At 67.5% G+C, this 25,554-nt stretch carries 22 protein-coding genes; 12 read left to right on the plus strand and 10 right to left on the minus strand.

Going from position 1 to position 25,554, the window contains the following annotated elements:
- Positions 1-66: 66 nt before the first annotated feature.
- The 3 genes from K368_RS0105400 to K368_RS0105410 all read right to left on the minus strand — a co-directional run bounded on the left by K368_RS0105400 (position 67) and on the right by K368_RS0105410 (position 2,686).
- On the minus strand, positions 67-840 hold the full coding sequence (locus K368_RS0105400; RefSeq protein ID WP_027171502.1) for an ABC transporter ATP-binding protein: 774 nt from the start codon (positions 838-840) through the stop codon (positions 67-69).
- Between the two features lie 37 nt (positions 841-877).
- Entirely contained in the window at positions 878-1,618 is a 741-nt protein-coding gene (locus K368_RS0105405; RefSeq protein ID WP_245259664.1) for an ABC transporter permease, read from the minus strand.
- Between the two features lie 93 nt (positions 1,619-1,711).
- Positions 1,712-2,686, minus strand: a complete 975-nt coding sequence (locus tag K368_RS0105410; protein ID WP_027171504.1) for an aliphatic sulfonate ABC transporter substrate-binding protein — start codon at positions 2,684-2,686, stop codon at positions 1,712-1,714.
- A 182-nt stretch (positions 2,687-2,868) separates the two neighbouring features.
- Here K368_RS0105410 and K368_RS0105415 point away from each other — a divergent pair, with 182 nt between their 5' ends.
- Positions 2,869-5,658 (plus strand): [protein-PII] uridylyltransferase, encoded by a 2,790-nt coding sequence (locus K368_RS0105415; RefSeq protein ID WP_027171505.1) that lies wholly within the window; start codon positions 2,869-2,871, stop codon positions 5,656-5,658.
- Between the two features lie 247 nt (positions 5,659-5,905).
- The gene (grpE, locus tag K368_RS0105420; protein ID WP_027171506.1) at positions 5,906-6,502 is read left to right on the plus strand and encodes a nucleotide exchange factor GrpE; all 597 of its coding nucleotides are present in this window, start codon (positions 5,906-5,908) and stop codon (positions 6,500-6,502) included.
- A 63-nt stretch (positions 6,503-6,565) separates the two neighbouring features.
- Here the strand turns inward: grpE and K368_RS0105425 are convergent, their stop codons facing one another.
- From K368_RS0105425 to K368_RS0105445, 5 genes are all read right to left on the minus strand, one after another.
- On the minus strand, positions 6,566-7,537 hold the full coding sequence (locus K368_RS0105425; protein ID WP_027171507.1) for a hypothetical protein: 972 nt from the start codon (positions 7,535-7,537) through the stop codon (positions 6,566-6,568).
- Positions 7,538-7,740: 203 nt separating this feature from the next.
- Positions 7,741-8,379, minus strand: coding sequence for a 2,3-bisphosphoglycerate-dependent phosphoglycerate mutase (locus K368_RS0105430; protein WP_018045802.1), 639 nt, complete (start codon positions 8,377-8,379; stop codon positions 7,741-7,743).
- 105 nt (positions 8,380-8,484) lie between these two features.
- Entirely contained in the window at positions 8,485-9,282 is a 798-nt protein-coding gene (dapB, locus tag K368_RS0105435) for a 4-hydroxy-tetrahydrodipicolinate reductase (RefSeq protein WP_027171508.1), read from the minus strand.
- Positions 9,283-9,367: 85 nt separating this feature from the next.
- Positions 9,368-10,054 (minus strand): MarC family protein, encoded by a 687-nt coding sequence (locus K368_RS0105440; protein ID WP_027171509.1) that lies wholly within the window; start codon positions 10,052-10,054, stop codon positions 9,368-9,370.
- A gap of 45 nt (positions 10,055-10,099) precedes the next feature.
- Positions 10,100-10,834 carry a class I SAM-dependent methyltransferase gene (locus K368_RS0105445; RefSeq protein WP_027171510.1) on the minus strand — a complete coding sequence of 245 codons (735 nt, stop codon included), beginning with the start codon at positions 10,832-10,834 and terminating at the stop codon, positions 10,100-10,102.
- Positions 10,835-11,018: 184 nt separating this feature from the next.
- On the opposite strand from K368_RS0105445, the gene gloB reads away from it, so the two are divergent.
- The 9 genes from gloB (at position 11,019) to K368_RS0105490 (ending at position 23,045) form a co-directional block, all read left to right on the plus strand.
- A complete protein-coding gene (gene gloB, locus K368_RS0105450; RefSeq protein ID WP_027171511.1) occupies positions 11,019-11,798 on the plus strand; it encodes a hydroxyacylglutathione hydrolase in 780 nt (259 codons plus the stop codon).
- A 169-nt stretch (positions 11,799-11,967) separates the two neighbouring features.
- Positions 11,968-12,618, plus strand: coding sequence for a TetR family transcriptional regulator (locus K368_RS0105455; protein ID WP_243979034.1), 651 nt, complete (start codon positions 11,968-11,970; stop codon positions 12,616-12,618).
- 290 nt (positions 12,619-12,908) lie between these two features.
- Complete coding sequence (mdh, locus tag K368_RS0105460; protein WP_018045796.1) at positions 12,909-13,871, plus strand: malate dehydrogenase; 963 nt, start codon at positions 12,909-12,911, stop codon at positions 13,869-13,871.
- A gap of 112 nt (positions 13,872-13,983) precedes the next feature.
- Positions 13,984-15,180 carry an ADP-forming succinate--CoA ligase subunit beta gene (gene sucC, locus K368_RS0105465; RefSeq protein ID WP_027171512.1) on the plus strand — a complete coding sequence of 399 codons (1,197 nt, stop codon included), beginning with the start codon at positions 13,984-13,986 and terminating at the stop codon, positions 15,178-15,180.
- Between the two features lie 8 nt (positions 15,181-15,188).
- Positions 15,189-16,073 carry a succinate--CoA ligase subunit alpha gene (sucD, locus tag K368_RS0105470; RefSeq protein ID WP_027171513.1) on the plus strand — a complete coding sequence of 295 codons (885 nt, stop codon included), beginning with the start codon at positions 15,189-15,191 and terminating at the stop codon, positions 16,071-16,073.
- Between the two features lie 187 nt (positions 16,074-16,260).
- On the plus strand, positions 16,261-19,248 hold the full coding sequence (locus tag K368_RS0105475) for a 2-oxoglutarate dehydrogenase E1 component (protein ID WP_027171514.1): 2,988 nt from the start codon (positions 16,261-16,263) through the stop codon (positions 19,246-19,248).
- A 58-nt stretch (positions 19,249-19,306) separates the two neighbouring features.
- Positions 19,307-20,629: a 2-oxoglutarate dehydrogenase complex dihydrolipoyllysine-residue succinyltransferase gene (odhB, locus tag K368_RS0105480; protein WP_027171515.1), complete on the plus strand. Its 1,323-nt coding sequence runs from the start codon at positions 19,307-19,309 to the stop codon at positions 20,627-20,629.
- 114 nt (positions 20,630-20,743) lie between these two features.
- Positions 20,744-22,144 (plus strand): dihydrolipoyl dehydrogenase, encoded by a 1,401-nt coding sequence (gene lpdA, locus K368_RS0105485; protein WP_027171516.1) that lies wholly within the window; start codon positions 20,744-20,746, stop codon positions 22,142-22,144.
- Between the two features lie 178 nt (positions 22,145-22,322).
- A complete protein-coding gene (locus tag K368_RS0105490) occupies positions 22,323-23,045 on the plus strand; it encodes a glutathione S-transferase (RefSeq protein ID WP_027171517.1) in 723 nt (240 codons plus the stop codon).
- Here the strand turns inward: K368_RS0105490 and K368_RS0105495 are convergent.
- Positions 22,999-23,946: a tyrosine recombinase XerC gene (locus tag K368_RS0105495; protein ID WP_245259665.1), complete on the minus strand. Its 948-nt coding sequence runs from the start codon at positions 23,944-23,946 to the stop codon at positions 22,999-23,001. The genes K368_RS0105490 and K368_RS0105495 overlap by 47 nt on opposite strands.
- 249 nt (positions 23,947-24,195) lie before the next feature.
- On the opposite strand from K368_RS0105495, the gene K368_RS0105500 reads away from it, so the two are divergent.
- Positions 24,196-24,780, plus strand: coding sequence for a histidine phosphatase family protein (locus K368_RS0105500; RefSeq protein WP_027171519.1), 585 nt, complete (start codon positions 24,196-24,198; stop codon positions 24,778-24,780).
- Between the two features lie 25 nt (positions 24,781-24,805).
- Here the strand turns inward: K368_RS0105500 and K368_RS0105505 are convergent, their stop codons facing one another.
- Positions 24,806-25,519 carry a hypothetical protein gene (locus K368_RS0105505; protein WP_027171520.1) on the minus strand — a complete coding sequence of 238 codons (714 nt, stop codon included), beginning with the start codon at positions 25,517-25,519 and terminating at the stop codon, positions 24,806-24,808.
- Positions 25,520-25,554: the final 35 nt, after the last annotated feature.

The following is a 25,554-nucleotide window of genomic DNA, read 5'->3' on the forward strand; positions in this document are numbered from 1 at the left end:
GCGATTGTCGTCTCGGTCTTTGCCTCGGCGTCTAACCTGGGATGCGTTCGGACGCCAGGGAAGGTCTCACCACCATTGCGCCGCCTCGGTGGGCGCCGCCGCCTGGGCGGGCTTGAGCGAACGGTCCAGCGCGGCGAGGATGCGGCGGGTGGCTGCCTCGCTATGCGGCGAGGCCGGATCGCGTGGCCGGGCCAGCGCGAGGGGGATCGCATCGTCGAGCCGGCCGGGCTTGGGACGCATCACCACCGCCCTGTCGGCCAGCGCCACTGCCTCCCCGACGTCGTGGGTGACGATGAGGATCGTCGGTTTCGTCTCCTGCCAGAGGGCGAGGAGGTGGCCGTGCAAGTCCTTGCGGGTGAAGGCGTCGAGGGCCGAGAACGGCTCGTCGAGGAGGAGCACGCGCGGGTTGGCCACGAAGGCGCGGGCGATGGACACGCGCTGCTGCTGCCCGCCCGAGAGTTCCCTCGGCCAGCGGCGGGTATGTTCACCGAGTCCGACCATTTCCAGGGCATGGGCGACGCGGGCCTTGCGCTCGGCTTTGGCGAGCCGGCTCAGTCCGAAGCCCACATTGTCGGCGACATCGAGCCAGGGCAGCAAGCGCGGCTCCTGGAAGACGAGGCCGACGCCCGGATGCGGCTCTGCGATGGTCTCCCCGTCGAGGACGATGCTGCCCTCGCTCGCCCGATCGAGCCCGGCGACGAGCCGTAGCAACGTGGTCTTGCCGCAGCCCGAGCCACCGATGAGCGCCACGATCTCGCCCTGTGGCACGGCGAGGTCGATGCGCTCCAGCGCCCGCGTGCCGTCGGAATAGGTCTTGGACAGGCTATCGAGGGTGAGCATCGCGAGGCGCCAGCCTTCTTCGAACCGGGGGGAGGGCCTACAACGTCTCCCGCGCCGTGTCCTGCCAGCGCGTGAGAGGCCGGGTCACGGCGACGAGGACGGTATCGGCAAGCTTGCCGAGGACCGCGAAAGCGATGATCGCAGCGAGGATCTGGTCGGCCTTGCTGAATTGCTGCCCGTCGATGAGCAGGTAGCCGAGCCCCTCCGAGGCGCCCATCAGTTCGGCGGCGACCACGAACAGGAACCCGAGGCCGAGGCCGGTGCGCAGGGCGGTCAGGGTCGCCGGCAGGACGGCGGGGAGCAGGATGCGGCGGGCGAGCTGCAGGGTCGAGAGCCGGAAGATCCGGCCGACCTCGATCAGCTTCCGGTCCACGGAGGCGATGGCCCCCGCCACGCCGATATAGACCGGGAAGAACACCCCCACCGCGATCAGCGCCACCTTCGGCGTCTCGAGGATGCCCAGCCAGAGGATGAACAGCGGAACCCAGGCCAGCGACGGCACGGCCCGCAACGCCTGAAGCGTCGGATCGAGGATATGGCGGGCGGTGGGAAGCGCCCCGGTGAGGGCACCCGCCGCGATGCCGGCCACCGCGCCGAAGGCGAAGCCGAGGGCGACGCGCACCAGCGTCGCCTGAACGTGCATCCAGAGATCGCCGGAGGCGGCGAGATCGTAAAGGGTCACCGCGATCCGGCTCGGCGGGGGCATCAGCCGCCCCTGGGCGAGGCCGGTATGAACGGCGGATTCCCAGCCTATCACCAGGGCGAGGGGCAGGATCAGGCCGAGGGCGACGCGGCCGCCCTGGTCCCATACCGTCTCTCGCCGGGGCTTCGGCGCCGCCTTCGCGTCGTCCGCTTCGGGTTCGGCCACGGCTCAGCGGGCGGCGGGCGCGTATTGCGGATCGATCAGCCCGTCCACCGCCGCCTTCACGTCGGTACCGGCGGGGATCACCCCAGCCTGCTGCAGTGCGATGCCGGCGGCCGCGATCGATTCGGCCTGGGCCTTGCCGATGGCGGGCTGGGTCAGATCGGTGCGCTCGAGCTGCCGGGCGATCACCGGTTCTGGCAGCTTCGTCACGGCCACGAGCGCGCTCTTCAGGGCGTCGGGATTCTGGATCGCGTAGTTCCGGGCGGTCTCGTAGGCGGCGATCACGGTGCGGACGAGGTCCGGGTTGGCCTTCGCGAAATCTTCGCGCACGTCGAGGACGCCCCAGGTGTTGGCGGCGGCGTCCCGGTAGAACAGCACGTCGTCGTTCTCGATTTCGGAGGCTGCCATCATCGGGTCGAGGCCGGCCCAGGCATCGACGTCGCCCCGGTCGAGGGCGGTGCGACCGTCGGCATGTTGGAGCAGGACGAGCTTGGCGTCCTTCTCGGTCAGGCCAGCACCCTGGAGCGCGCGGATCAGGAAGATGTGCGGGTCGGTGCCGCGGGTCACCGCGATGCGCTTGCCCTTGAGGTCGGCGGGCTTGGTGATGCCGCTGTCCTTGCGGGTGACCAGCGCCGTCCATTCCGGCCGTGAGAAGACGTAGACCGCCTTGATCGGGTTACCGTTGATCCGGGCGAGCAACGCCGCGGCCCCGGCCGACGATCCGACATCGATGGCGCCGCCATTGAGGAATTCGAGCGCCTTGTTGGAGCCCAGGGACTGGGTCCAGCGGACCGTGATGCCCTTCCCCTTCAGGGCTTCCTCCAGGAAGCCCTTTTCCTTGAGGATCAGGCTCACCGGGTTGTAGGTCGCCCAATCCAGGCGGATCTCCTTGACGTCCGCCGCCTCACCGGGGCGCGGCATCAGCAAAAGCGACGCGGCGCCGCAGATGGCACTCAGGATGGCGCGACGGGACAGAGTCATCGGTCAATCGTCTCCATGGTCCCGGCAGTGACGCGGGGCATCCGAGGTAGCCAGGACCGTTCGTTTCGTCAAACGATTTTTCCGGCACAGAGAACGACATCCTACGGATTGCCTATCACATCTACGCACCTGCCTAGCGTTGTCTCTGGTGTCCCTCCGGGAACATGATAACGGGTTTGCGCATGTTCGATGCTGGCGCCGCCCTCAAAACGGTCCTCACCACTCTCGACCGCGACGTGCGCGAGGCGACGCAGCTGCGCGCGCTTCTCGTCCCGGAGCTTCGTCGCATCATCGAGCTCGGCCATGCCGATGCAGAAGCCCGGTTGATGGAGGAGCGCGACGGCACCGCCTGCGCCCAGCGGATCAGCAACCTCACCGATGCTGTGATCCGCACGATCCACGATGCGGTGGTGTGGCGGCTCTACCCCAACGACAATCCCTCCACCGGCGAACAGCTCGCCGTGGTGGCCACCGGCGGCTACGGTCGCGGGACGATGGCGCCGGGGTCGGACATCGATCTCCTGTTCCTGCTGCCCTACAAGCAGACCGCTTGGTCCGAGAGTGTCGTCGAGGCGATGCTCTACGTGTTGTGGGACCTCAAGCTGAAGGTCGGCCACGCCACGCGCTCGGTGGAGGAGTGCCTGCGTGAGGGGCGGGCCGACATGACGATCCGCACCTCCCTCCTCGAGGCGCGCTACCTCTTCGGCGCGCGGGCCCTGTACGAGGAACTGGTCACCCGGTTCGATACCGAACTCGTCATGTGGACGGCGCCGGAATTCGTCGAGGCCAAACTGCGCGAGCGCGACACCCGCGTCTCCAAGGCGGGCGCCTCGCGCTACCTCGTCGAGCCCAACGTCAAGGACGGGAAGGGCGGCCTGCGCGACCTCAACACCCTGTTCTGGATCGCGAAATACACCTACCGCGTCCGGGACCAGAGCGAACTCGTCCCCGCCGGCCTGTTCACGCCGGAGGAGTACCGGGTCTTCGAGCGCTGCGAGGAGCTACTCTGGCGCGTCCGCTGCCACATGCATTTCGTCACCGGCCGGTCCGAGGAGCGCCTGTCCTTCGGCCTGCAGCCCAGGATCGCCGAGCGCTTCGGCTACGAGCCGCGCGGCGGCCTGTCGGGCGTCGAGCGCTTCATGAAGGCCTATTTCCTGATCGCGAAGGAAGTGGGCGATCTCACCGCCATCGTCTGTGCCGCCCTCGAAGCGCGCCATGCCAAGCGCACCCCGGTCCTCGACCGCTGGATCGGCCGCTTCCGCGATCGCTTCCGCGCCACCGCCATCGAGGCGGAGGATTTCATCGACGATCACGGCCGGATCAACCTGCGCACCGCCGACGCCTTCTCGCGCGATCCGGTGAACCTGATCCGCTTGTTCTGGCTCGCCGACCACCACAACCTGCCGATCCATCCGGATGCGACGCGGGCCGCCACCCGCTCGCTCCGGCTCATCGGGCATTCCCTGCGCTCGGACACGGAAGCCAATGCGCTCTTCCTCGACGTGCTGACGTCGAAGAACTCGCCGGAGACGACCCTACGGCTGATGAACGAGGTCGGCGTGCTCGGCCGGTTCATCCCCGATTTCGGCCGCATCGTCGCGCTGATGCAGTTCAACATGTACCACCACTATACGGTGGACGAGCACCTGCTGCGGTCCGTCGGGGTCCTGGCGGCCATCGATTCCGGCCAGGGGGCCGAAGACCACCCCATCGCCACGCGGCTCATCGACACGATCAGCCACCGGCGCGCCCTCTACGTCGCGGTGCTCCTGCACGACATCGCCAAGGGACGCCCGGAGGACCATTCCATCGCGGGCGCGGCGATCGCCGAGAAGATCGGCCCACGCTTCGGTCTCACCCAGACCGAGACCGAGATCGTGGCCTGGCTGGTGGAACACCACCTGCTGATGTCGATGACGGCGCAGAGCCGCGATCTCTCGGACCCGAAGACGATCCAGAAATTCGCCTCCGTGGTGCAGACCATGGAGCGGCTGAAGCTCCTGATGATCCTCACGGTGGCGGACATCAAGGCGGTGGGACCGGGCGTGTGGACCGCCTGGAAGGGGACACTGCTGCGTACCCTCTACGACGAGACCGAGGTGCTCCTGTCGGGCGGCCATTCCGAGATCGCCCGGACCGACCGGGTCCGACTTATCCAGATGGGCCTGCGGGAGCAGCTGGCGGATTGGGATCCGGCCTTCTTCGACGCCTATTCCGCCCGGCATAACCAGGCCTACTGGCTGAAGGTCGATGCCGTCCGCCAATTCAAGAATGCGGGGTTCGTGCGCGGTGTCATGGAGGACGGGCGCACCGTCGCCACCGTCTACGAGACCGATCCGACCCGGGGCGTAACCGAGATCACGATCTACTCGCCCGACCATCCCCGCCTTCTCGCCATCGTCACCGGGGCTTGCGCGGCCCTGGGCGGCAACATCGTCGACGCGCAGATCTTCACCACCACCGACGGCTTCGCCCTCGACTCGATCTTCATCTCCCGCGCCTTCGAGCGGGACGACGACGAACTGCGCCGCGCCAAGCGCATCACCACGGCGATCGAGCGGGCGCTCAGGGGCGAGATCCGCATCGCCGACCTCGTGGCGGACCGGCACCCGCCGAGCAACCGCTCCAACACCTTCCTGATCCCCCCGGACATGGCGATCGACAATGCCCTGTCGAGCCGGGAGACCGTCGTCGAGGTCACCGGCCTCGACCGACCGGGCCTGCTCTACGAGCTGACCACCGCCCTGGGGCGCCTCAGCCTCAACATCACGTCGGCCCATGTGGCGACCTTCGGCGAGCGAGCGGTGGACGTCTTCTACGTCACCGACCTCACCGGGACCCGCGTCACCCAACCCGACCGGCAAGCCGCGATCCGTAACGCGGTGATGGAGATCTTCGCCAGCGACGTCGCTGCGTTGAGGGCAGAGGGGCTGGAAGCCCTCGTGGAGTCCCCGCCCCCGCGGGAAGCCTGAGCCCCCTGCAAGCTTGAATCTCGCGGGGGGCTGAGGCGGAGAAGAGGGGCGGGACGGCGCTCGGCTTGATTTCATCCCGTGCGCGTCTGATATCAGCTGCGATCCCGGAGCATGGTGCCGAACCCCGTCGAGCGGGTTCTCGGTGCCGTGGCCCGGCCCCATTCCGATCGACCGCGTACCGACGGTCTCCGGCGAACGAGACCGGCGACTGACGCGGGGCGAGCAACCTTGCGATCGACGAAGAGCGATGATGGCGAACGACATGGAGCATGACGGGCAGCGCGCCGAGACGGCGACGGAGACCGACGTGAAGCCCGAGGCGCGCGCGGAGGACAACGCCGTTGCCTTGGCGAGCCTGATCACCGAGCGCGACGAGCTGAAGGATCGCGTCCTGCGCACCTTGGCCGAGATGGAGAACCTGCGCCGGCGCACCGAGCGCGAGGTCGCCGATGCGCGGACCTATGCGGTGACGAATTTCGCGCGCGACATGCTGAACGCGGCCGACAACATCCGGCGCGCGCTGGAGAGCGTGCCGGCGGAGGCCGCCTCCACCGCCGAAGGATCGCTCAAGGCGCTGATCGACGGAATCGAGCTCACCGAGCGCGATCTCGCCAAGACCCTGGAGCGACACGGGGTGAAGCTCATCGAGCCCCAGGGCCAGCGCTTCGATCCCAACCGCCACCAGGCGATGTTCGAGGTCCCCAATGCCGAGGTGCCGAACGGGACGGTGGTGCAGGTGATGCAGTCCGGCTACGTCATCGGCGACCGGGTCCTGCGCCCGGCCCTCGTGGGTGTCGCCAAGGGCGGCCCCAAGGCGGCGACCAATCCCGCGGATGCCGCCTGAGGCATCCGCTCGAACGAATGGCCTCGTCCCGGATGATGCGTCCGCGACGAGGCGACGAGGCCGCTACTTCACCTCGACGCTGTCGATGACCGCGCGGAATTGGGACAGCATGGCGCTGCGCTGGTCGGCCCGCACCACGCCGAGCGCGCGGAGGTAGCCATCCGGCGCGAAGCGGATGGTCTGGGACACCACCACCGGCGTGTTCGAAGGGCCGTCGACCGCGCGGGCGACGATCTCGTGCCAGTCGACGCCGTTCTGACGGTAGGTCTGCGACCGCTCCACCGCGAAATCTTTCATCGTCTGGTTCGAATAGAGTGCGGCGCGGGCGAAAGCGTCGCGCTGCTCCGGCTGGGGCGGCTGCTGGACGGCCTGTGCCAGGACCAGGATCGGCTGTTCGAGATTCAGCATCTGGTCCTTCGGGCCTTGCGTCATCAGGACCGAATTGCCCGCGAGCACCCGGACGGGCCGGAACCCGGCCGACTCGCGAATACGGAAGGGGAGGGCCGCGACCTGCTCGTCCAGGGTCAGTTCAGGCCGGATCTTCACGCTGGTCAGCATGCTCCGCATGGTTTCCGGCGTCTCGGCATCGGGCACCGTCTGGGCGATGATGATACCCGTGACCGTGGTGTCGCCGACGAGGAGGAGCCATTTCTTGATAGCCGGGGTGGCGGCCCCCTCTGGTGCCGGCTGCTCCCCGGTGAAGAGCACGGCATCCACGTCGCCCGCGACCTTGATGGCCTCCCGCGTCGCGACGACGAACCCCTGCGTGCGCAGGTTCTCGTCGGTGAAGCTCTTCTCCAGGTCGACGAAGGCCGTCGACGGCAGCTCGACGATGGAGAGCGTCGCGCCGCCTTCCAGCCGCTCGAAGCCGGAGAAGCGCTTGGACAGCGTCATGTCCGAGGCCGGCGTGAAGCCGAAGCGCGAACTCGGCGGAAAGATTGCATCGGCGGCCAGGGCCACGGAGACGGCGCCTGACGAGAGCCCGGCGATCAGGGCCAGTGCCACGACCGGACGGACGAGGTTGCGCAGACGCATCGGATGGGTTCTCCGGGGCGGAGCCGACGATCGCGGCTCCGGGTCAGGTGTTCGGACGCGAGACGTCTCCGGTCAAGGCGAAGCGCTCGCGCGGACTTCGTGAGGAAGGCTCGCTCGATGATGGGTCGGCCCACACCTCCCCACTGTCAAGCGCCCCGCGAGAAGGGCGGCGAGCCCGCGGCGCCGCACCACCGCCGAGCCCGTCAGGCGTCGTGGTCGATGTCCCGCTCGAGCACGGCCTTGCTCTCCACCGTGGTGTCGGCCTTGAGCTGGTAGACCAGGGGGATGCCGGTGGCGATCTCGAGACTGGCGATGGTCTTCGTGGTCATTCCGTCGAGCACCATCACCAGCGCCCGCAGGGAATTGCCGTGGGCGGCTACCAGGACGCGTTCTCCCGCCATGACGCGCGGCAGGATGGTCTGGATGTAATAGGGCAGCACGCGCGCCGCGGTGTCCTTCAAACTCTCCCCGCCGGGGGGCGGAATGTCGTAGGACCGGCGCCACTGGTGCACCTGGGCGTCGCCCCAGCGCTCACGGGCATCGTCCTTGTTGAGGCCCGACAGGTCGCCGTAATCGCGCTCGTTGAGCGCCTCGGACCGGACCGTCTCGATGCCGCCCTGGCCCATCTCCTCCAGGATCAGCGCGCAGGTATGCTGCGCCCGCTGCAGGTTGGAGGTGAAGGCCACATCGAAGGCGTAACCCTGCTGCTTCAGCCAGCGGCCGGCGGTCCTGGCCTCGGTGATGCCGAGCTCGGTGAGTTGCGGATCGCGCCAGCCGGTGAAAAGCTTCTTGAGGTTCCATTCGCTCTGGCCGTGGCGAGCGAGGACGAGCAGGCGCTCCATCAGACGTCCATCCTATGTCTCGGTGAATGGTGCGGCGCAACAGAATCCGCGCCGGCGGGGCTGGTGTACCGGCAGACCTGAACAGTCAATGACCGGGCGCTGGTATCAGAGGCCGAGGACGTCGGCCATGCCGTAGAGGCCGGGCGGTTTCGCATAGGCCCACAACGCCGCCTTTACGGCGCCGCGGGCGAAGATCGCACGGTCTTCGGCATGGTGGCTGATGGTGATGCGCTCGCCGGGGCCAGCGAAGGTCACGCTGTGGTCGCCCACCACCGTGCCGCCGCGAAGGGTGGCAAAGCCGATATCACCGGGGCGGCGCGCGCCGGTATGGCCGTCACGGGTCGAGACGCGGGTCTCGGCGAGGCTGACACCGCGCCCCTCCGCCGCCGCCTCTCCAAGGAGGAGCGCCGTGCCGGAGGGGGCGTCCACCTTCATGCGGTGATGCATCTCGACGATCTCGATGTCGAAATCCTCACCGAGTGCGGCGGCGACCTTGCGCACCAGCCCGGCGAGCAGGTTCACGCCCAGTGACATGTTGCCCGAGCGCACGATGCGGGCATGGTGCGCCGCCGCTGCGAGTTTGGCGATGTCCGGTTCGGCGAGGCCGGTCGTGCCGACGACGTGGACGATGCGGGCCTGCGCGGCGAGTTCGGCGAAGAAGGTCGTGGCGGCCGGGATGGTGAAGTCGAGGACGCCGTCGGTGGCGGCGAAGACGGTGAGCGGATCGTCGGTGACGGTGACGCCGAGGGGCGGCAGGCCGGCCAGCGCCCCCGCATCCTGGCCGAGGGCCGGCGAACCCTCACGCTCGACGGCGCCGCTCAGGGTGCAGCCCTCGGCCTCCGCCACAGCCCGGATCAGCATCCGCCCCATGCGCCCCTCGGCGCCGACCACTGCGAGCCGCATCCTGTCGCCCTTCCTCGAAACGTCGCGCCTGCGGTACAGCCTCGGCCGGCCGATGCCAAGGCGACGAGGAGTGGAGGCGAAACGATCAGCGCTTGGTGGCGAGGATCGGTCCGAGCACGTCGCCGACGCCGTTCACGGTGATCTGGGTGCCGATGCACAGCAGCAGGAAGGCGAAGAGCCGGCCGAGCACCCGTGCTCCCACCGGGCCGATGGCCGTCACCACCCGGTCGGCCGAGCCGTAGGTGAATCTCACCAGGATTGCGATGGCGAGGGCCGCCAGCGACATGCCGAGGTAGAAGCCGATGCGGTCGGGGCCGGCAGCAGGCCGGTTCGAGCCCAGGGCGATCGCCACGGCGATGGTGCCGGGGCCGGTGGTGAAAGGGAGTGTCAGGGGGAAGAACGCCACGTCGGCGACGCTGTCGGTGGTGTCATGGGTCGCCTCGGCATGTTTCCGGGCCTCGCGGACCTCGGGCGCGCTGAGCAGCGTCCAGGCGGAGGCCGCGACCACGAGCCCGCCGGCGATCCGCAGCGCGCCCAGGGAAACCCCGAAGAAGTTGAGGATCGGCGCCCCCGCCCACAGGGCCGCGAGCATGATCAGCGCGGAATAGAAGCCGATGCGCTTGGCGATCTCCACCCGCTCCGTATGCGAGTTCTGTGCGGTGATCTGCGAGAAGATCAGTGCCGAGCCCACCGGATTGACGATCGAGAACAGGCTGGAGAAGGCGAAGACGAAGCTGTGGAGCGCCGCCTCCGGGTCGATGAGGCTGAACATGGAAGCGAGTGCCTTGGACAATATTCTGGAACGAGCGACCCGGGTTCAACCCGGGGAAGGGGTGGGAACGAGGACCCTCGCCGGAGCGAAGCGGGCGGCCCGTTGCACCTGACGGACCGCCACCGGACGGTAGAGCTGCTTCGTGGCGTCGATGACGTGCAGGCCCGCGAAGGGGAGGGACAGGCCGGTGCCGACCTTCTCCCAGGCGCCGGCCGTCCGCAGCCAGAGCCGGCTGTTCACCGGAGGCATGTAGAGGGCCTCGGCCCATCCTTCCGGCGAGAATTGGGTGGTCCGCATCAGCCGGCCGAGTTGCGAGCGGCTGTAGGGCTGGCCGTGGCCGAAGGGCGTCGCATCGCGGCGGGCCCAGACGCCGCGCCGATTGGGCACGACGAGGATCATCCGTCCGCCGGGCGTCAGCACGCGCCAGACGTCCTGGAGCAATTCGGTGGGGCTCTCCACCGATTCGAGGGCGTGGACCAGGATCACCCTGTCCACCGCCGCTTCCGGCAGGGGCATCATCGTCGGGTCGGCGAGGGCCGAGCAGGATCGTCCGCCGCCGGGCCAGTTCACGACGCCCTGGGTCGCCGGCATGAAGGCGAGGGTGCGCTCGGCGATCACGTGGACCGGTCCGAGATAGGGTGTCGCATAGCCGAGGCCGAGAACCCTCAAGCCCGAGACCGAGCCGAGGAACCCATGGATCGCCCGCCCGACGATGCGATGGGTCACGCCGCCCAGCGGGCTGGCATAGAAGGCGCGCAGATCGGTCACGTCGAGGCGCATGGGGCGGCTTGCTCCGGCGTGGCCGGACGTTGTCGAGGTTGCAGGGTTCTTTGACGCAGGGGCTGAATCGGATCAATGGGGACGAGACCGCTCGCCCACAAGCCGGCACGCTGCGGATGGCGGAACTCCTCGCCGCCGGGTCCGGTTCTGCCTCGAGCGACCGCGCAACAGACAGGAACGCCTCGTGACCGTCTCCCGCCCCGAGATCCGCACCTTCCTCTGCCGCAGCGACAACATTGGCGTGCTGATCCGCGACCCCGCGACGGGCGCCTGTGCCGCCATCGACGTGCCCGAGGCGGCTCCCGTGCTGAAGGCCCTCGACGAGACGGGCTGGTCGCTCACGGACATCCTCGTGACCCATCGGCATCTCGACCATGTGGAGGGGATTCCGGAGGTGAAGCGGCGCACGGGCGCAAAGGTGACCGCCCCACGCAAGGCCGTCCCGGACGTACCGGAGGTGGACGTCACCGTCGCCGAGGGGGATCTCGTCCGGGTGGGCGACCTCGAGGCCGAGGTCTGGGAGACGCCGGGCCATTGCCTCGACCACGTCACCTACTGGTTCGCGGAATCAGGGATCGTCTGTGCCGGCGACACCCTCTTCACCCTCGGTTGCGGACGGGTGGTGGAAGGCCGGCCCGAATCGCTATGGCGCTCGCTGGAGCGGTTTCTTCCCCTGCCCGACGACACCCAGGTCTTCAGCGGCCACGATTACGTACTCGCCAACGCCCGTTTCGCTCTGGCCGCGGATCCCGACAATCAGCCGCTGAGAAATCGCGTGAGGGAAGCGGAGGAGGCCCGGGCCGCGGGCCGCTTCCTCATCCCGACGACGATGAAACACGAGCGGGCGACCAATCCATTCCTCCGTTCCACGGAGCCCTCCTTGGCTAAAGCAGTGAATCTTTCACCTAATTCACCCGCAGAGGTAGTGTTCACTGCATTAAGGGCCTGGAAGAACAGCTTCTGACCGGCTATGGCCCTTTGGCTGTCTCGGACTCAGCGGGACAAGCGGGGGCGACGCCGACTCCGGATACGGCCCGCCCTCCTTATCAGCGCCGGCTGGAGTATCGATGGAGACGGCAGGTACGTCCTTTGTGGTCGGCTATGATTCGGCCGGCAGCGATGATGCTTCACCCATGATGGGTCTTCGTCCGCCCGACAGGTCCAAGGCCCGAATTGGCCGGGCCAGCCCCGCACCGCTCTCGGTGGATGCGCGCCTCCTCGCGATTGCGACGGAACATCTGGCGCGCCTCGGGCACAAACGGGTGACGGTCGTGGCCGTGGCCGCCGAAGCCGGCATGACCCATGCCAACGTCTACCGATATTTTCCTTCCAAGGACGCCCTGCTCGATGCCGTCGCAGGGCGCTGGCTCCGGGATGTGGAGGCGGAACTCGCCCGCATCGCCGATGCGCCCGATCCCGCCGACGACAAGATCGAACGCCTGCTGATGGCCCTGGCGAGTGCCCAGCGCGAGGTGCTGGCACGGGAGCCCCACCTGTTTGCGGTCCATCTCGACGCGACCGTGGCCGCACGGCCCATCGCCCGGCGTCACCGGGTGCGCCTGCGCAGCCTGGTCGAACGGGTGGTGGAAGAGGGGATCGCGGCGGGCGCCTTCGTGGCGCGGGACCGCGAGCGGGCGATCGCCTACATCTTCGATGCGAGCTACCGGTTCACCCATCCCCTGGCGATGCAGCACGATTCCGACCTTCCCGTCGACCTGATCCAGGCCCGCTTCGGCGCGGTGATCCAGGCCATCCAGAAAGTGCTGCGGATGGGCGCACTTTAGGCAAAGTGACAATTATCACAGCCTGTCACCTAAGCTTTGCCGTCGAACCGGCGGGAGCTTCGGCCTCCTAAATCCCTCGGACGACAGGGTTTTATCCCAAGCACATTCTTTCGGCCCGATCCGCCTCTGGCCCGAACTCTGCTTGGCGCCGACCACGTCGGGTTGAAGCATGGGGACTTTTCCGCCACACCGTCGCGGCGAAATCAACGTGCGATCGCGACCCCGGCAAGCAGCCCGTCCGTTCGGACGGAGCATCGCGGATCGGCACTGATACTGGAGGTTCGTTTTCCATGGCACGCAGCAAGATCGCGCTCATCGGCGCCGGACAGATCGGCGGAACCCTCGCGCATCTGGCCGGCCTGAAAGAGCTCGGCGACGTCGTCCTGTTCGACATCGTCGACGGCGTTCCCCAGGGCAAATCCCTCGACATCGCGGAATCGGCTCCGGTCGACGGGTTCGACGCCACCTATACGGGCGCCAGCGATTATTCGGCCATCGCCGGGGCCGACGTGGTGATCGTCACCGCCGGCGTGCCGCGCAAGCCCGGCATGAGCCGCGACGACCTCATCGGCATCAACCTTAAGGTCATGGAAGCCGTCGGCACCGGCATCAAGGAGCACGCCCCGGACGCGTTCGTGATCTGTATCACGAACCCCCTCGATGCCATGGTCTGGGCCCTGCAGAAGTTCTCCGGCCTCCCCACCAACAAGGTCGTCGGCATGGCGGGCGTCCTCGATTCGGCCCGCTTCCGCCACTTCCTGGCCGACGAGTTCAAGGTCTCGGTGGAGGATGTGACCGCCTTCGTGCTCGGTGGCCACGGCGACGACATGGTGCCGCTGGTGCGCTACTCCACCGTCGCCGGCGTACCCCTGCCCGACCTCGTCAAGCTCGGCTGGACCACCCAGGAGAAGCTCGACGCCATGGTCGAGCGGACCCGCAAGGGCGGCGGCGAGATCGTGAACCTGCTCAAGACCGGCTCGGCCTTCTACGCCCCGGCCGCCTCGGCCATCGCCATGGCCGAGAGCTACCTGCGCGACAAGCGTCGGGTGCTGCCCTGCGCCGCCTATCTCAGCGGCGAATACGGCATCGACGGCATGTATGTCGGCGTGCCGATCGTGATCGGTGCCGGCGGCGTCGAGCGCGTCCTCGAGGTGGAATTCAACGCCGACGAGAAGGCCATGTTCGACAAGTCGGTGGGCGCCGTGAAGACGCTGATCGAAGCCTGCAAGACCGTGAACCCGGCGCTGGCCTGAAACCTGACAAGAAGCGTCGCGCGCCGGCCGCATACCGGCCGGCGTGAACGATGCCGGTGTCGTGTCTTCCAATCCCGCGCCATGCCGCGGGACGAGACGAGGAAATGTCCGAATGAACATCCATGAATATCAGGCGAAGGCGGTACTCAAGGAGTTCGGCCTGCCCGTCTCCCGCGGTGTACCGATCTTCAAGCCCGAGGAGGCCGAAGCGGCCGCCAGGGAACTCGGCGGCCCGGTTTGGGTGGTGAAGTCGCAGATTCATGCCGGCGGCCGCGGCAAGGGCACCTTCAAGGGCGCTCCCGCCGGCGCCAAGGGCGGCGTGCGCGTCACCAAGTCCATCGACGAGGTCAAGCAGTTTGCCGGCGAAATGCTGGGGCAGACGCTGGTCACGATCCAGACGGGCGAGGCCGGCAAGCAGGTCAACCGCCTCTATATCGAAGAAGGCGCGCAGATCGCCGCCGAGTTCTACCTGTCGATGCTCGTCGACCGCGAGACCGGACAGGTCGCCTTTGTCGTCTCGACGGAAGGCGGCATGGATATCGAGACCGTGGCCCACGATACGCCTGAGAAGATCATTACCTTCTCCGTCGATCCGGCCACCGGGATCATGCCGCATCACGGCCGGGCCGTCGCCAAGGCGCTGGGCCTCACCGGCGCGCAGGCCAAGGAAGCAGGCGATCTCACGGCGAAGCTCTACGCGGCGTTCACCGCCAAGGACATGAGCATGCTGGAGATCAATCCGCTGGTGCTCACCGGCGACGGGCATCTCAAATGCCTGGACGCCAAGATCTCCTTCGATTCGAACGCGCTCTACCGCCACCCGGACATCGTCGCGCTCCGCGACGAAACCGAGGAGGACGCCAAGGAGATCGAGGCCTCGAAGTACGACCTCGCCTACATCGCGCTGGATGGCACCATCGGCTGCATGGTCAACGGCGCGGGCCTTGCCATGGCGACGCTGGACATCATCAAGCTCTACGGCGAGGAGCCGGCGAACTTCCTCGATGTCGGCGGCGGCGCATCGGAAGAGAAGGTGACGGCGGCCTTCAAGATCATCACCGCCGATCCGCAGGTGAAGGGTATCCTCGTCAACATCTTCGGCGGGATCATGAAATGCGACGTGATCGCCAACGGCGTGATCGCGGCGGTGAAGGCGGTGGGCCTCGAAGTGCCGCTGGTGGTGCGACTGGAGGGCACCAACGTCGAGAAGGGCAAGGAGATCATCCGGAATTCCGGCCTCAACGTGATCCCCGCCGACGACCTCGACGATGCCGCGCAGAAGATCGTCGCCGCCGTGAAGAAGGGCTGAGAGTACCCATGTCCATCCTGATCGACGCGAACACCAAGGTCATCTGCCAGGGCTTCACCGGCAAGAACGGCACCTTCCATTCCGAGCAGGCTATCGCCTACGGCACTAAGATGGTCGGCGGCACCTCGCCGGGCAAAGGCGGCGCGAGCCATCTCGGCCTGCCGGTTTTCGACACCGTGGTCGAGGCGCGCGAGGCCACCGGCGCCGATGCTTCCGTGGTTTATGTGCCGCCGCCCGGTGCGGCCGATGCCATCTGCGAGGCGATCCAGGCGGAGATCCCGCTCATCGTCTGCATCACGGAGGGGATTCCGGTCCTCGACATGGTGCGGGTGAAGCGGGCGCTCGAAGGCTCGAAGTCGCGCCTCATCGGGCCGAACTGCCCCGGCGTCGTCACCGCCGGCGAGTGCAAGATCGGCATCATGCCGGCCAACATCTTCAAGCGCGGCTCGGTGGGCATCGTCTCGCGCTCCGGTACGCTGACCTACGAGGCCGTGTTCCAGACCTCGAATGCCGGCCTCGGTCAGACCACGGCGGTGGGGATCGGCGGCGACCCGGTGAAGGGTACCGAGTTCATCTCGATGCTCGAACTGTTCCTCGCCGACGACAAGACCGAGTCGATCGTGATGATCGGCGAGATCGGCGGCTCGGCCGAGGAAGAGGCGGCGCAGTTCATCGCCGACGAGGCCAGGCGCGGGCGCAAGAAACCCATGGTCGGCTTCATCGCCGGTCGCACGGCGCCTCCGGGCCGCCGCATGGGCCATGCCGGCGCCATCATCTCGGGCGGCAAGGGCGGTGCCGATGACAAGATCGCGGCGATGGAAGCTGCCGGCATCCGGGTCTCGCCCTCGCCGGCGCGCCTCGGCAGCACCCTCGTCGACGTCCTCAAGGGTTGAGGCTCACGAGAATCTGTCACCCGTGTTGCGGTGCAAAATCGTCCCGCAGCATCTATCTAGGAAGCGACGCGGCCTGACCGCCGCGTCGATACGGACATCCCCATCGAAGCGCCCATCGGCGCCACCGGGGAGAGCAGGGGGCCCGCCGCAGGGGCGGCTTCCCCGCCAAGCGGTAGGATGATCGACGATGGCTCGCCAGGACGCGCTTCTCGAAACCTCGTTCCTCACCGGCGGCAATGCCGCCTATCTCGAGGAATTGCAGGCGGCCTATGCCCGCGATCCGCATTCGGTCGATCAGCAGTGGCAGGAGTTCTTCAAATCCCTCGGTGACGAGAGCGGCCTCGCCGAGAAGAACGCCGCGGGCGCCTCATGGCAGAAGCCGAACTGGCCGGTTCATGCCAACGGCGAGATGGTCTCGGCTCTCGACGGCAACTGGGCTACGGTCGAGAAGGCGGTGGGCGAGAAGATCCGCGCGAAGTCGGACACGGCCAAGCTCGATGGCGCCAAGGTCGCCAACGGCGCCGCCGTGGTCGCCGCCAGCGGCGTGTCGGTCGAGCAGGCGACCAAGGATTCCGTCCGCGCGATCATGCTGATCCGTGCTTACCGCATGCGCGGCCATCTCCACGCCAAGCTCGATCCCCTCGGGCTCGCCCCGCGCGGCGACCATGAGGAGCTGCATCCCCAGCATTACGGGTTCGAGGAAAAGGACTGGGACCGTCCGATCTTCCTCGATAACGTCCTCGGCCTGCAATATTCGACCATCCGCGAGATCGTCGAGATCCTGGAGCGCACCTACTGCCAGACCCTCGGCGTCGAGTTCATGCATATCTCCAACCCGGAGGAGAAGGCGTGGATTCAGGAGCGGATCGAGGGCAAGGGCAAGGAGATCTCCTTCACGCCCGAAGGCCGGCGCGCGATCCTGAACAAGCTGGTGGAGGCTGAGGGCTTCGAGAAGTTCCTCGACCTCAAATACACCGGTACCAAGCGCTTCGGTCTCGACGGGTCGGAATCGATGATCCCGGCGCTGGAGCAGATCATCAAGCGCGGTGGGGCGCTGGGCGCGAAGGAGATCGTTCTCGGTATGGCCCATCGCGGCCGCTTGAACGTGCTCTCCAACGTGATGGCAAAGCCCTTCCGCGCCATCTTCAACGAGTTCAAGGGCGGCTCCGCGTCTCCCGCGGAGGTCGAGGGCTCGGGCGACGTGAAGTACCATCTCGGTGCCTCGTCGGACCGTGCCTTCGACGACAACAACGTCCACCTGTCGCTGACGGCCAACCCGTCCCATCTCGAAATCGTCGATCCGGTGGTGCTGGGGAAGGTCCGCGCCAAGCAGGACCAGCGGGCCAAGCCGAACGTGCAGCGCACCAGCGTCGTACCGCTTCTCATCCACGGCGATGCGGCCTTCGCCGGCCAGGGCGTGGTGGCGGAGTGCCTCGGCCTGTCGGGCCTGAAGGGGCACCGCACCGGCGGCTCGATCCACTTCATCATCAACAACCAGATCGGCTTCACCACCGATCCGCGCTTCTCGCGCTCGTCGCCCTACCCGTCCGACGTGGCCAAGATGGTGGAGGCGCCGATCTTCCACTGCAACGGCGACGACCCGGAGGCCGTGACCTTCGCGGCCAAGATCGCCATCGAGTACCGCCAGAAGTTCGGCAAGCCCGTCGTCATCGACATGCTGTGCTACCGCCGCTTCGGCCATAACGAGGGTGATGAGCCGGCCTTCACCCAGCCGAAGATGTATCAGCGCATCCGCAAGCACCCGACGGCCCTGGAGACCTACGGCAAGAAGCTCGTCGCCGAGGGCGTGTTGACCCAGGAGCAGTTCGACGCGCGCAAGGCCGAGTTCCGCGCCATGCTCGACGGGGAGCTGGAGGTCGCCGGTAACTACAAGGCCAACAAGGCCGATTGGCTCGACGGCCGTTGGTCCGGCTTCAAGGCCGTGCGCGAGGATGTGGACGATCCGCGCCGCGGCAAGACCGGCGTGCCGGCCGATACCCTGCGTGAGATCGCCCGGCGCATCACCACGCCGCCGCCGGGCTTCCATCTCCACCGCACCATCCAGCGCTTCTTCGACAACCGCGCCAAGGCCGTGGAGACGGGCAAGGGCATCGATTGGGCGACGGCCGAGGCCCTGGCCATCGGATCGCTCCTCGTCGACGGTCACCGGGTCCGGCTGTCCGGCCAGGACGTGGAGCGCGGGACCTTCTCCCAGCGCCACGCCGTGGTGATCGATCAGGAGAACGAGCAGCGCTACACCTCGCTGAACTCGATCCGCGAGGGCCAAGCGAATCTCGAAGTCATCAACTCGATGCTCTCCGAGGAGGCCGTGCTCGGCTTCGAATACGGCTACTCTCTGGCCGAGCCCAACGCCCTGGTGCTGTGGGAGGCGCAGTTCGGCGACTTCGCCAACGGTGCGCAGGTGGTCATCGACCAGTTCATCTCCTCCGGCGAGCGCAAGTGGCTGCGCATGTCCGGCCTGACGCTGCTGCTGCCGCACGGCTACGAGGGCCAGGGGCCGGAGCATTCCTCCGCGCGTCTCGAGCGCTTCCTGCAGATGTGCGCCGAGGACAACATGCAGGTCGCCAACTGCACGACCCCCTCGAACTACTTCCACATCCTGCGCCGGCAGTTGAACCGCGAGTTCCGCAAGCCGCTGGTGCTGATGACCCCGAAATCGCTCCTGCGGCACAAGCGGGCGGTGTCGAACCTCGACATGCTGGCGGAGGGGTCGACCTTCCACCGCGTGCTCTGGGACGATGCGGAGCACGAAGACGACACCATCAAGCTCGTGAAGGACGACAAGATCCGTCGCGTCGTGCTCTGCTCGGGCAAGGTCTATTACGACCTCTACGACGAGCGCGAGAAGCGCGGCGTCAACGATGTCTACCTGATGCGCGTGGAGCAGCTCTATCCGTTCCCGCTCAAGGCGCTGGCCAACGAGATGGCGCGCTTCCGCAATGCGGAGGTCGTGTGGTGCCAGGAGGAGCCCAAGAACATGGGCGCCTGGTCCTTCGTCGATCCCTATCTCGAATGGGTTCTCGGCCAGGCTCAGTCGCAGGTGAAGCGGGCCCGCTATGTCGGCCGCCCCGCCTCGGCCTCCACGGCGGTCGGCCTCCTCTCCAAGCATCAGGCCCAGCTCCAGGCTTTCCTCAACGAAGCGCTGGCGGTCTGACGACCCCGGTACATCCCCTCATCCGACGCGACCAATCCATTCGGGCGGACAGAACACCATGGCAACCGACATCATCGTCCCCACGCTGGGCGAATCCGTGAGCGAGGCCACCATCGGCCGCTGGTTCAAGAAGCCGGGCGACGCGGTGGCGGCGGACGAGCCCCTGGTGGAACTGGAGACCGACAAGGTCACCCTCGAGGTCAACGCTCCCGCCGCCGGCGAGCTCGGTGAGATCCTGGCGAAGGATGGCGAGACCGTGGAGCCCGGCGCCCTGCTGGGGTCCATCGTCGAGGCCGGCGCCGGCGGTGGCGCGAAGGCTGCCGCTCCGAAGAAGACCGAGACCAAGGCCGAGACCCGCACCGAGGAACCGGCCAAGCCGCAATCCGAAGGGGCAACGAAGGCGCCCGCCGAGGAATCCTCCGCGGCCTACGGCAATCACGGCGATGCCGCCGCGCCGACATCCGATCGCCCGGCGGGAGATAACGGCCCGGCCGTCGCCAAGATGGCGCGGGAATCCGGCCTCGATCCCTCGACGGTGAACGGCACCGGCAAGGACGGCCGCGTCACCAAGGGCGACATGATCGAGGCGACCTCCCGGGCGCCGTCCACTCCGGCCCAGGAGCCGGCCCGTCAGGCCAAGGCGCCCTCGCCGCCGCGCCCGGCCTCGAAGCCCGACGATGCCGCGCGCGAAGAACGCGTGAAGATGACGAAGCTGCGCCAGACCATCGCGCGCCGCCTGAAGGACGCCCAGGACACGGCGGCGATGCTGACGACGTTCAACGACGTCGACATGTCCGCCGTCATGGCACTCCGCTCGCAGTACAAGGACATCTTCGAGAAGAAGCACGGCACCAAGCTCGGCTTCATGGGCTTCTTCACCAAGGCGGTGATCGGCGCCCTGAAGGACGTGCCGGCGGTCAATGCCGAGATCGACGGCACCGACCTCGTCTACAAGAACTACTACCACATCGGCATCGCCGTCGGCACCGATAAGGGCCTCGTCGTACCTGTGGTGCGCAACGCCGACGACCTCTCCATCGCCGGTATCGAGAAGACGATCGCCGGGTTCGGCAAGAAGGCGCGGGACGGCAAGCTCTCCATCGAGGAGATGCAGGGTGGCACCTTCACCATCACCAATGGCGGCATCTACGGTTCGCTGATGTCGACCCCGATCCTCAACGCGCCGCAATCGGGGATTTTGGGCATGCACCGGATTGAAGAACGTCCTGTCGTGCGTGGCGGAAAAATCGAGGCGCGGCCGATGATGTATCTCGCGCTCTCCTACGATCACCGCATCGTCGACGGGAAGGAGGCGGTGACCTTCCTGGTGCGCGTCAAGGAGGCCCTGGAGGATCCGGCACGTCTCGTGCTGGATCTCTGAGACACCCGGCAGCTGCCGTCCGCCGGCCGCCGCAGGGCGGCCGGACGCTTCCGCGTGCGTGAACTTCGATGGTGGGGCCCGACCCGCCGAACCTACAAGCGAGTCACAAGCCTCATGTCCTACGATCTCGTCGTCATCGGCACCGGCCCCGGCGGCTATGTCTGCGCCATCCGCGCCGCCCAACTCGGCCTCAAGACCGCCGTGGTGGAGAAGCGGGCGACCCATGGCGGCACCTGCCTCAATGTCGGCTGTATACCGTCGAAGGCCCTGCTTCATGCCTCCGAGGCGTTCGAAGAGGCATCCAAGCATTTCGGCGATATGGGCGTGATCGTCAGCGCGCCCGAACTCGATCTCAAGAAGATGATGTCGTTCAAGCAGGACGGCGTCGACGGCAACACCAAGGGCGTCGAGTTCCTGCTGAAGAAGAACGGGATCGACGCCTATCACGGCCTCGGCCGTGTCGCCGGCGCGGGCCGCGTCGAGGTGTTGTCGGACGATGGCGGCAACCAGATGCTGGAGACGAAGAACATCGTCATCGCCACGGGCTCCGACGTGACGAGGTTGCCCGGCGTGACCATCGACGAGACGACCGTGGTCTCCTCCACCGGCGCCCTCGAACTCCAGGCCGTGCCGAAGAAGCTCCTCGTCATCGGCGCGGGTGTGATCGGCCTCGAACTCGGCTCGGTCTGGCGCCGCCTCGGCTCGGAGGTCACGGTGGTGGAATATCTCGACCGCGTCCTGCCGGGCATGGACGGCGAGGTCGGCAAGCAATTCCAGCGCATCCTCGGCAAGCAGGGCATCGTCTTCAAGCTGTCCTCGAAGGTCACCGGCGTCGAGGTGAAGGACGGTGCGGCCACCGTCTCGGTGGAGCCGGCCGCCGGCGGCGAGGCCGAGAAGCTCGAAGCCGACGTGGTGCTCGTGGCCATCGGCCGCGTGCCCTACACCGATAAGCTCGGTCTCGAGACCGTCGGCGTGCAGCTCGACAACAAGGGCCGCATCCAGACGGACAGCCACTACGCCACCAACGTCACCGGCATCTACGCCATCGGTGACGTGATCGCGGGGCCGATGCTCGCCCACAAGGCCGAGGACGAGGGCGTCGCTGTCGCCGAGTTGCTGGCCGGACAGTCCGGCCATGTGAATTACGGTGTGATCCCGAACGTGGTCTACACCTATCCCGAGGTCGCCTCGGTGGGTAAGACCGAGGAAGAACTGAAGAAGGACGGCATCGCCTACAACGCGGGCAAGTTCCCCTTCACCGCCAATGGCCGCGCCAAGGTGAACCACACCACCGATGGCTTCGTGAAGATCCTGGCGGATGCCAAGACCGACCGGGTGCTCGGCGTCCATATCGTCGGCGCAGATGCGGGCAACCTCATCGCCGAACTGGCCGTCGCCATGGAATTCGGTGCCAGTGCCGAGGACGTGGCCCGGACCTGCCACGCCCATCCGACCCTCACCGAGGCAGTCAAGGAAGCGGCCCTCGCCGTCGGAAAGCGGGCCATCCATATCTGAGGAAGGGCTACCTTTCTCATCCTTGGCCCGAGATGCCGCGAAGCGGCCTCAAGGAGGCTTCCGGGGATCGCCGCGCAAACGGTGATTCTCCTTCGGGGCCTCCGCGTCCCTCCGGCACCCCTGGATGAGGTTCCGGGTTGGAATGGGTATCCCCCCACCTCCAATGCGGAGCGGATAGATGCCCTACGAGCTGTATTACTGGCCGACGATCCAGGGTCGGGGCGAGTTCGTCCGCCTCGCCCTGGAGGATGCCGGCGCCGAATACATGGATGTCGCCCGGGGGCGGGACGAGGACGGGCAAGGCCTCGGCGCCATGACCGCGCTGATGGAAGATCCGTCGATCGCCCGGCCCGCCTTCGCGCCACCCTTCCTGCGGGACGGCGCCATCGTCATCGGCCAGACCGCGGCGATACTGCTCTATCTCGGTCCCAGGCTAGGCCTCGCGCCAGCCAGCGAAGCCGACCGCCTCTGGACCCACCAGATCCAGCTGACCATCGCCGATGTCGTGGCCGAGGCGCACGATACCCACCACCCCATCGCGGTGAGCCTCACCTACGAGGACCAGAAGCCCGAAGCTCTCCGGCGCGCGAAAGATTTTCGGGTGAACCGAATCCCGGAATATCTGGCCTGGTTCGATCATGTGCTCGGCCGCAGCGGCGGCCGGTACCTCACCGGCGAGACGATCACCTATGCCGACCTGTCCCTGTTCCAGCTCGTGGCCGGGCTGCGCTACGCCTTTCCGAGTGCGACGGAACGGTTCTTGAGGGACAATCCACGGGTCGCCGCCTTGCACGACACCGTCCGGCAACGGCCGAGGATCGCCGCCTATCTGTCGAGCCCTCGTCGTCTCCCCTTCAACGAGCAGGGGATCTTCCGGCGCTATCCAGAACTCGATCCGTAGCGCGCGTGCCCGCACGGGGATGGGCCTGGTCGAACGCATCCATCAGGCGGGCGGCGTCGACCTTGGTGTAGAGCTGCGTTGTCGAGAGGGAGGCATGGCCGAGCAGTTCCTGGATCGCGCGCAGCTCTCCCTGCCGGGCCAGGAGGTGGGTGGCGAAGGAATGCCGCAAGGCATGGGGGGTGGCGCTGTCCGGCAGGCCCAGCGCGCCGCGCAGGGAGGCCACCGCATACTGGATGATCCGCGGCGAGAGCTTGCCGCCCTTCACGCCCACGAAGAGAGGCCCCTCGGGGTCGAGCACGTGGGGACAGGCGGCGAGATAGGCGGCCACCGCCTCGGCCACCACGGGGAGGATCGGCACCATCCGCTCCTTGCCGCCCTTGCCCGTCACCGTCACCGAATCCACGCCGGGCACGGGAGCATCGCGACGGATGAGGCCGAGCGCTTCGGAAATGCGCAGGCCGGACCCGTAGAGCAGAGCGAGGACGGCCGCGTCCCGCGCCAGGACCCAGGGCTCGCGCGTCTCCCCGGCGCGGATGTCGATGTCGGTCAGGGCGCGGGCGGCGGCGATGGGGATCGGGCGCGGCAGGCGCCGCTCGACCTTGGGCGAGCGGATCGCGCCGAGGGCGGACACGCTGCCGTGGCCGTCCCGTTCGAGGTGGCGCGCGAAGGAGCGCAGGCCCGCGAGCGCCCGCATCAGAGATCGACCGCTCACGCCCTCCGCTCTTCTCGCGGCCATGAACCCACGGATGTCGCGCGGCCTGAGGGCGACGAGCCCGGCGATGCGCACGATACCGGTTCGGCTCTGCAGATGGCAGAGGAACTGCCTCAGGTCGCGGGCATAGGCCTCCACCGTGTTGGCGGCCATCCGGCGCTCGCGCAGCAGGCTGTCCTGCCACGCCATGGCGACGGACCGGACCGCATCGTCGCCGGGGAAGGCGACGGCGCAGGCGTCCGGAACGGGGGGAGGGACATGGAGCATCGCGCGGTGATCCGGGAGCGAAAAACCCACTCAACGCCACCGAGGTTGACGAAGCGTTGCCGACGGGGCGAGTCCGTCGCGGCGGTGGCCGGCCTTTTCGCGGAACGGCATGCAGGCTAGGCGCTTGTCCAACGCACCTGACCTCCGTCGTTCCTCCCGATCCGAGCCCGCATGCCCGAGACACGCATCGTCTGCATCCGCCACGGCGAATCCACCTTCAATGCTGCCCATCGCCTCACCGGGCGCGATCCCGGTCATATCGACGCCCGACTGACGGATCGGGGCCTCACCCAGGTCGCGGCGGCCCGGGAGAGGTTGCGGGACATCCCGTTCGATCTGGTGGTGACGTCCCCGCTCACCCGCGCCATCCAGACCACCGCCGGCATCTTCGGCGATCACCCGGCCAAGCCCGAGATCCTGGTGGAGGTGCTCCATCGCGAATGTCAGGAGAGCAGCTGCGACGTCGGCCGTGCGGCCTCCGTGCTGAAGGCTGAATTCCCGCATCTCGATGTCGATCACCTGCCGGAGATCTGGTGGCATGCCGAGGGGGAACCGATCTCGGAGGGCGTTCACGTGGAGCCGCGCCACCTCTTCGACCGCCGCGTGGCGACGTTCCGCGACTGGTTGACCGAGAGGCGGGAGAGCACCATCGCTGTCGTCGGCCACGGCACGTTCTTCTTCCACCTCACCGGCATCTGGCTCGACAACTGCGAGACCACCGAACTCGATCTGGCATCTGGGCCGGTGGCAGGCTGAATCGTCTGCCGGAGGCGGCAGGCGTTCAGGCTGCGCCTGCTCTCGCTGCATCCAGCCGTTCCCTCGCCTGGACGAGATCGATGTCGGGCGCCTGCCGCCCGATGGCGAGGGCCTGTTCGAGGATGGTCACGGCGCTGTCCCAGACGCCCTCAGTGAAGGATGCTGCACCCTCTGCGACCTCGGCCGCGCAGCGGGCATCGTTAGCCGATCTCACCGCAGCCGCCGCGCTCCGGCCTATGGCCGAGGCGAGGGCGCCCCGTCGCCAATCCCGCCGCTGGGACGCGGCCTGCGCAACCGCGCTTCCACGCCATGCGGCATCACGGGCCGCCGAGACGCCCGCATCGAGCTCTCGCGCTTCGTCGCAACGGGCGGCGAGATCCGCGAAACCAGCCCGGTCGAGGAGCGGCGGCAGGATGCGGCGAATGCTCTCCAGGGCGAGAAACTGCATACGCCGTTCCTCTATTGGATAGATATCGGCAGAGCCGGACAGGCGCAGGACGAACGCCATCAATCGGGGGCGCTGCTCGTCCGGCATCGCGTCGTTCAGGCCGAGGGCGTAGGCGGCGAGCGGTCTCGAGAAACAGGGCGGGCAGTCCAAGGAGGAGCGGATCGTTTGGTAGGGCAAGCCTGCGGCAACGATCGCCGCCTCGTTGATGCAAGTGCCGCCATCGGGGCCGGGGAACGGGTGCGAGCCGGCCAGCAGACGCCAATGGAGGATGTGCTCGAAACCCGTTGCCATGCGTGCCGGCTCCCTCTGGTTTCACGGGAAAACCC

Origin of the sequence: Methylobacterium sp. 10 (genome assembly GCF_000519085.1) — a bacterium.
Classification (GTDB): Bacteria; Pseudomonadota; Alphaproteobacteria; order Rhizobiales; family Beijerinckiaceae; genus Methylobacterium.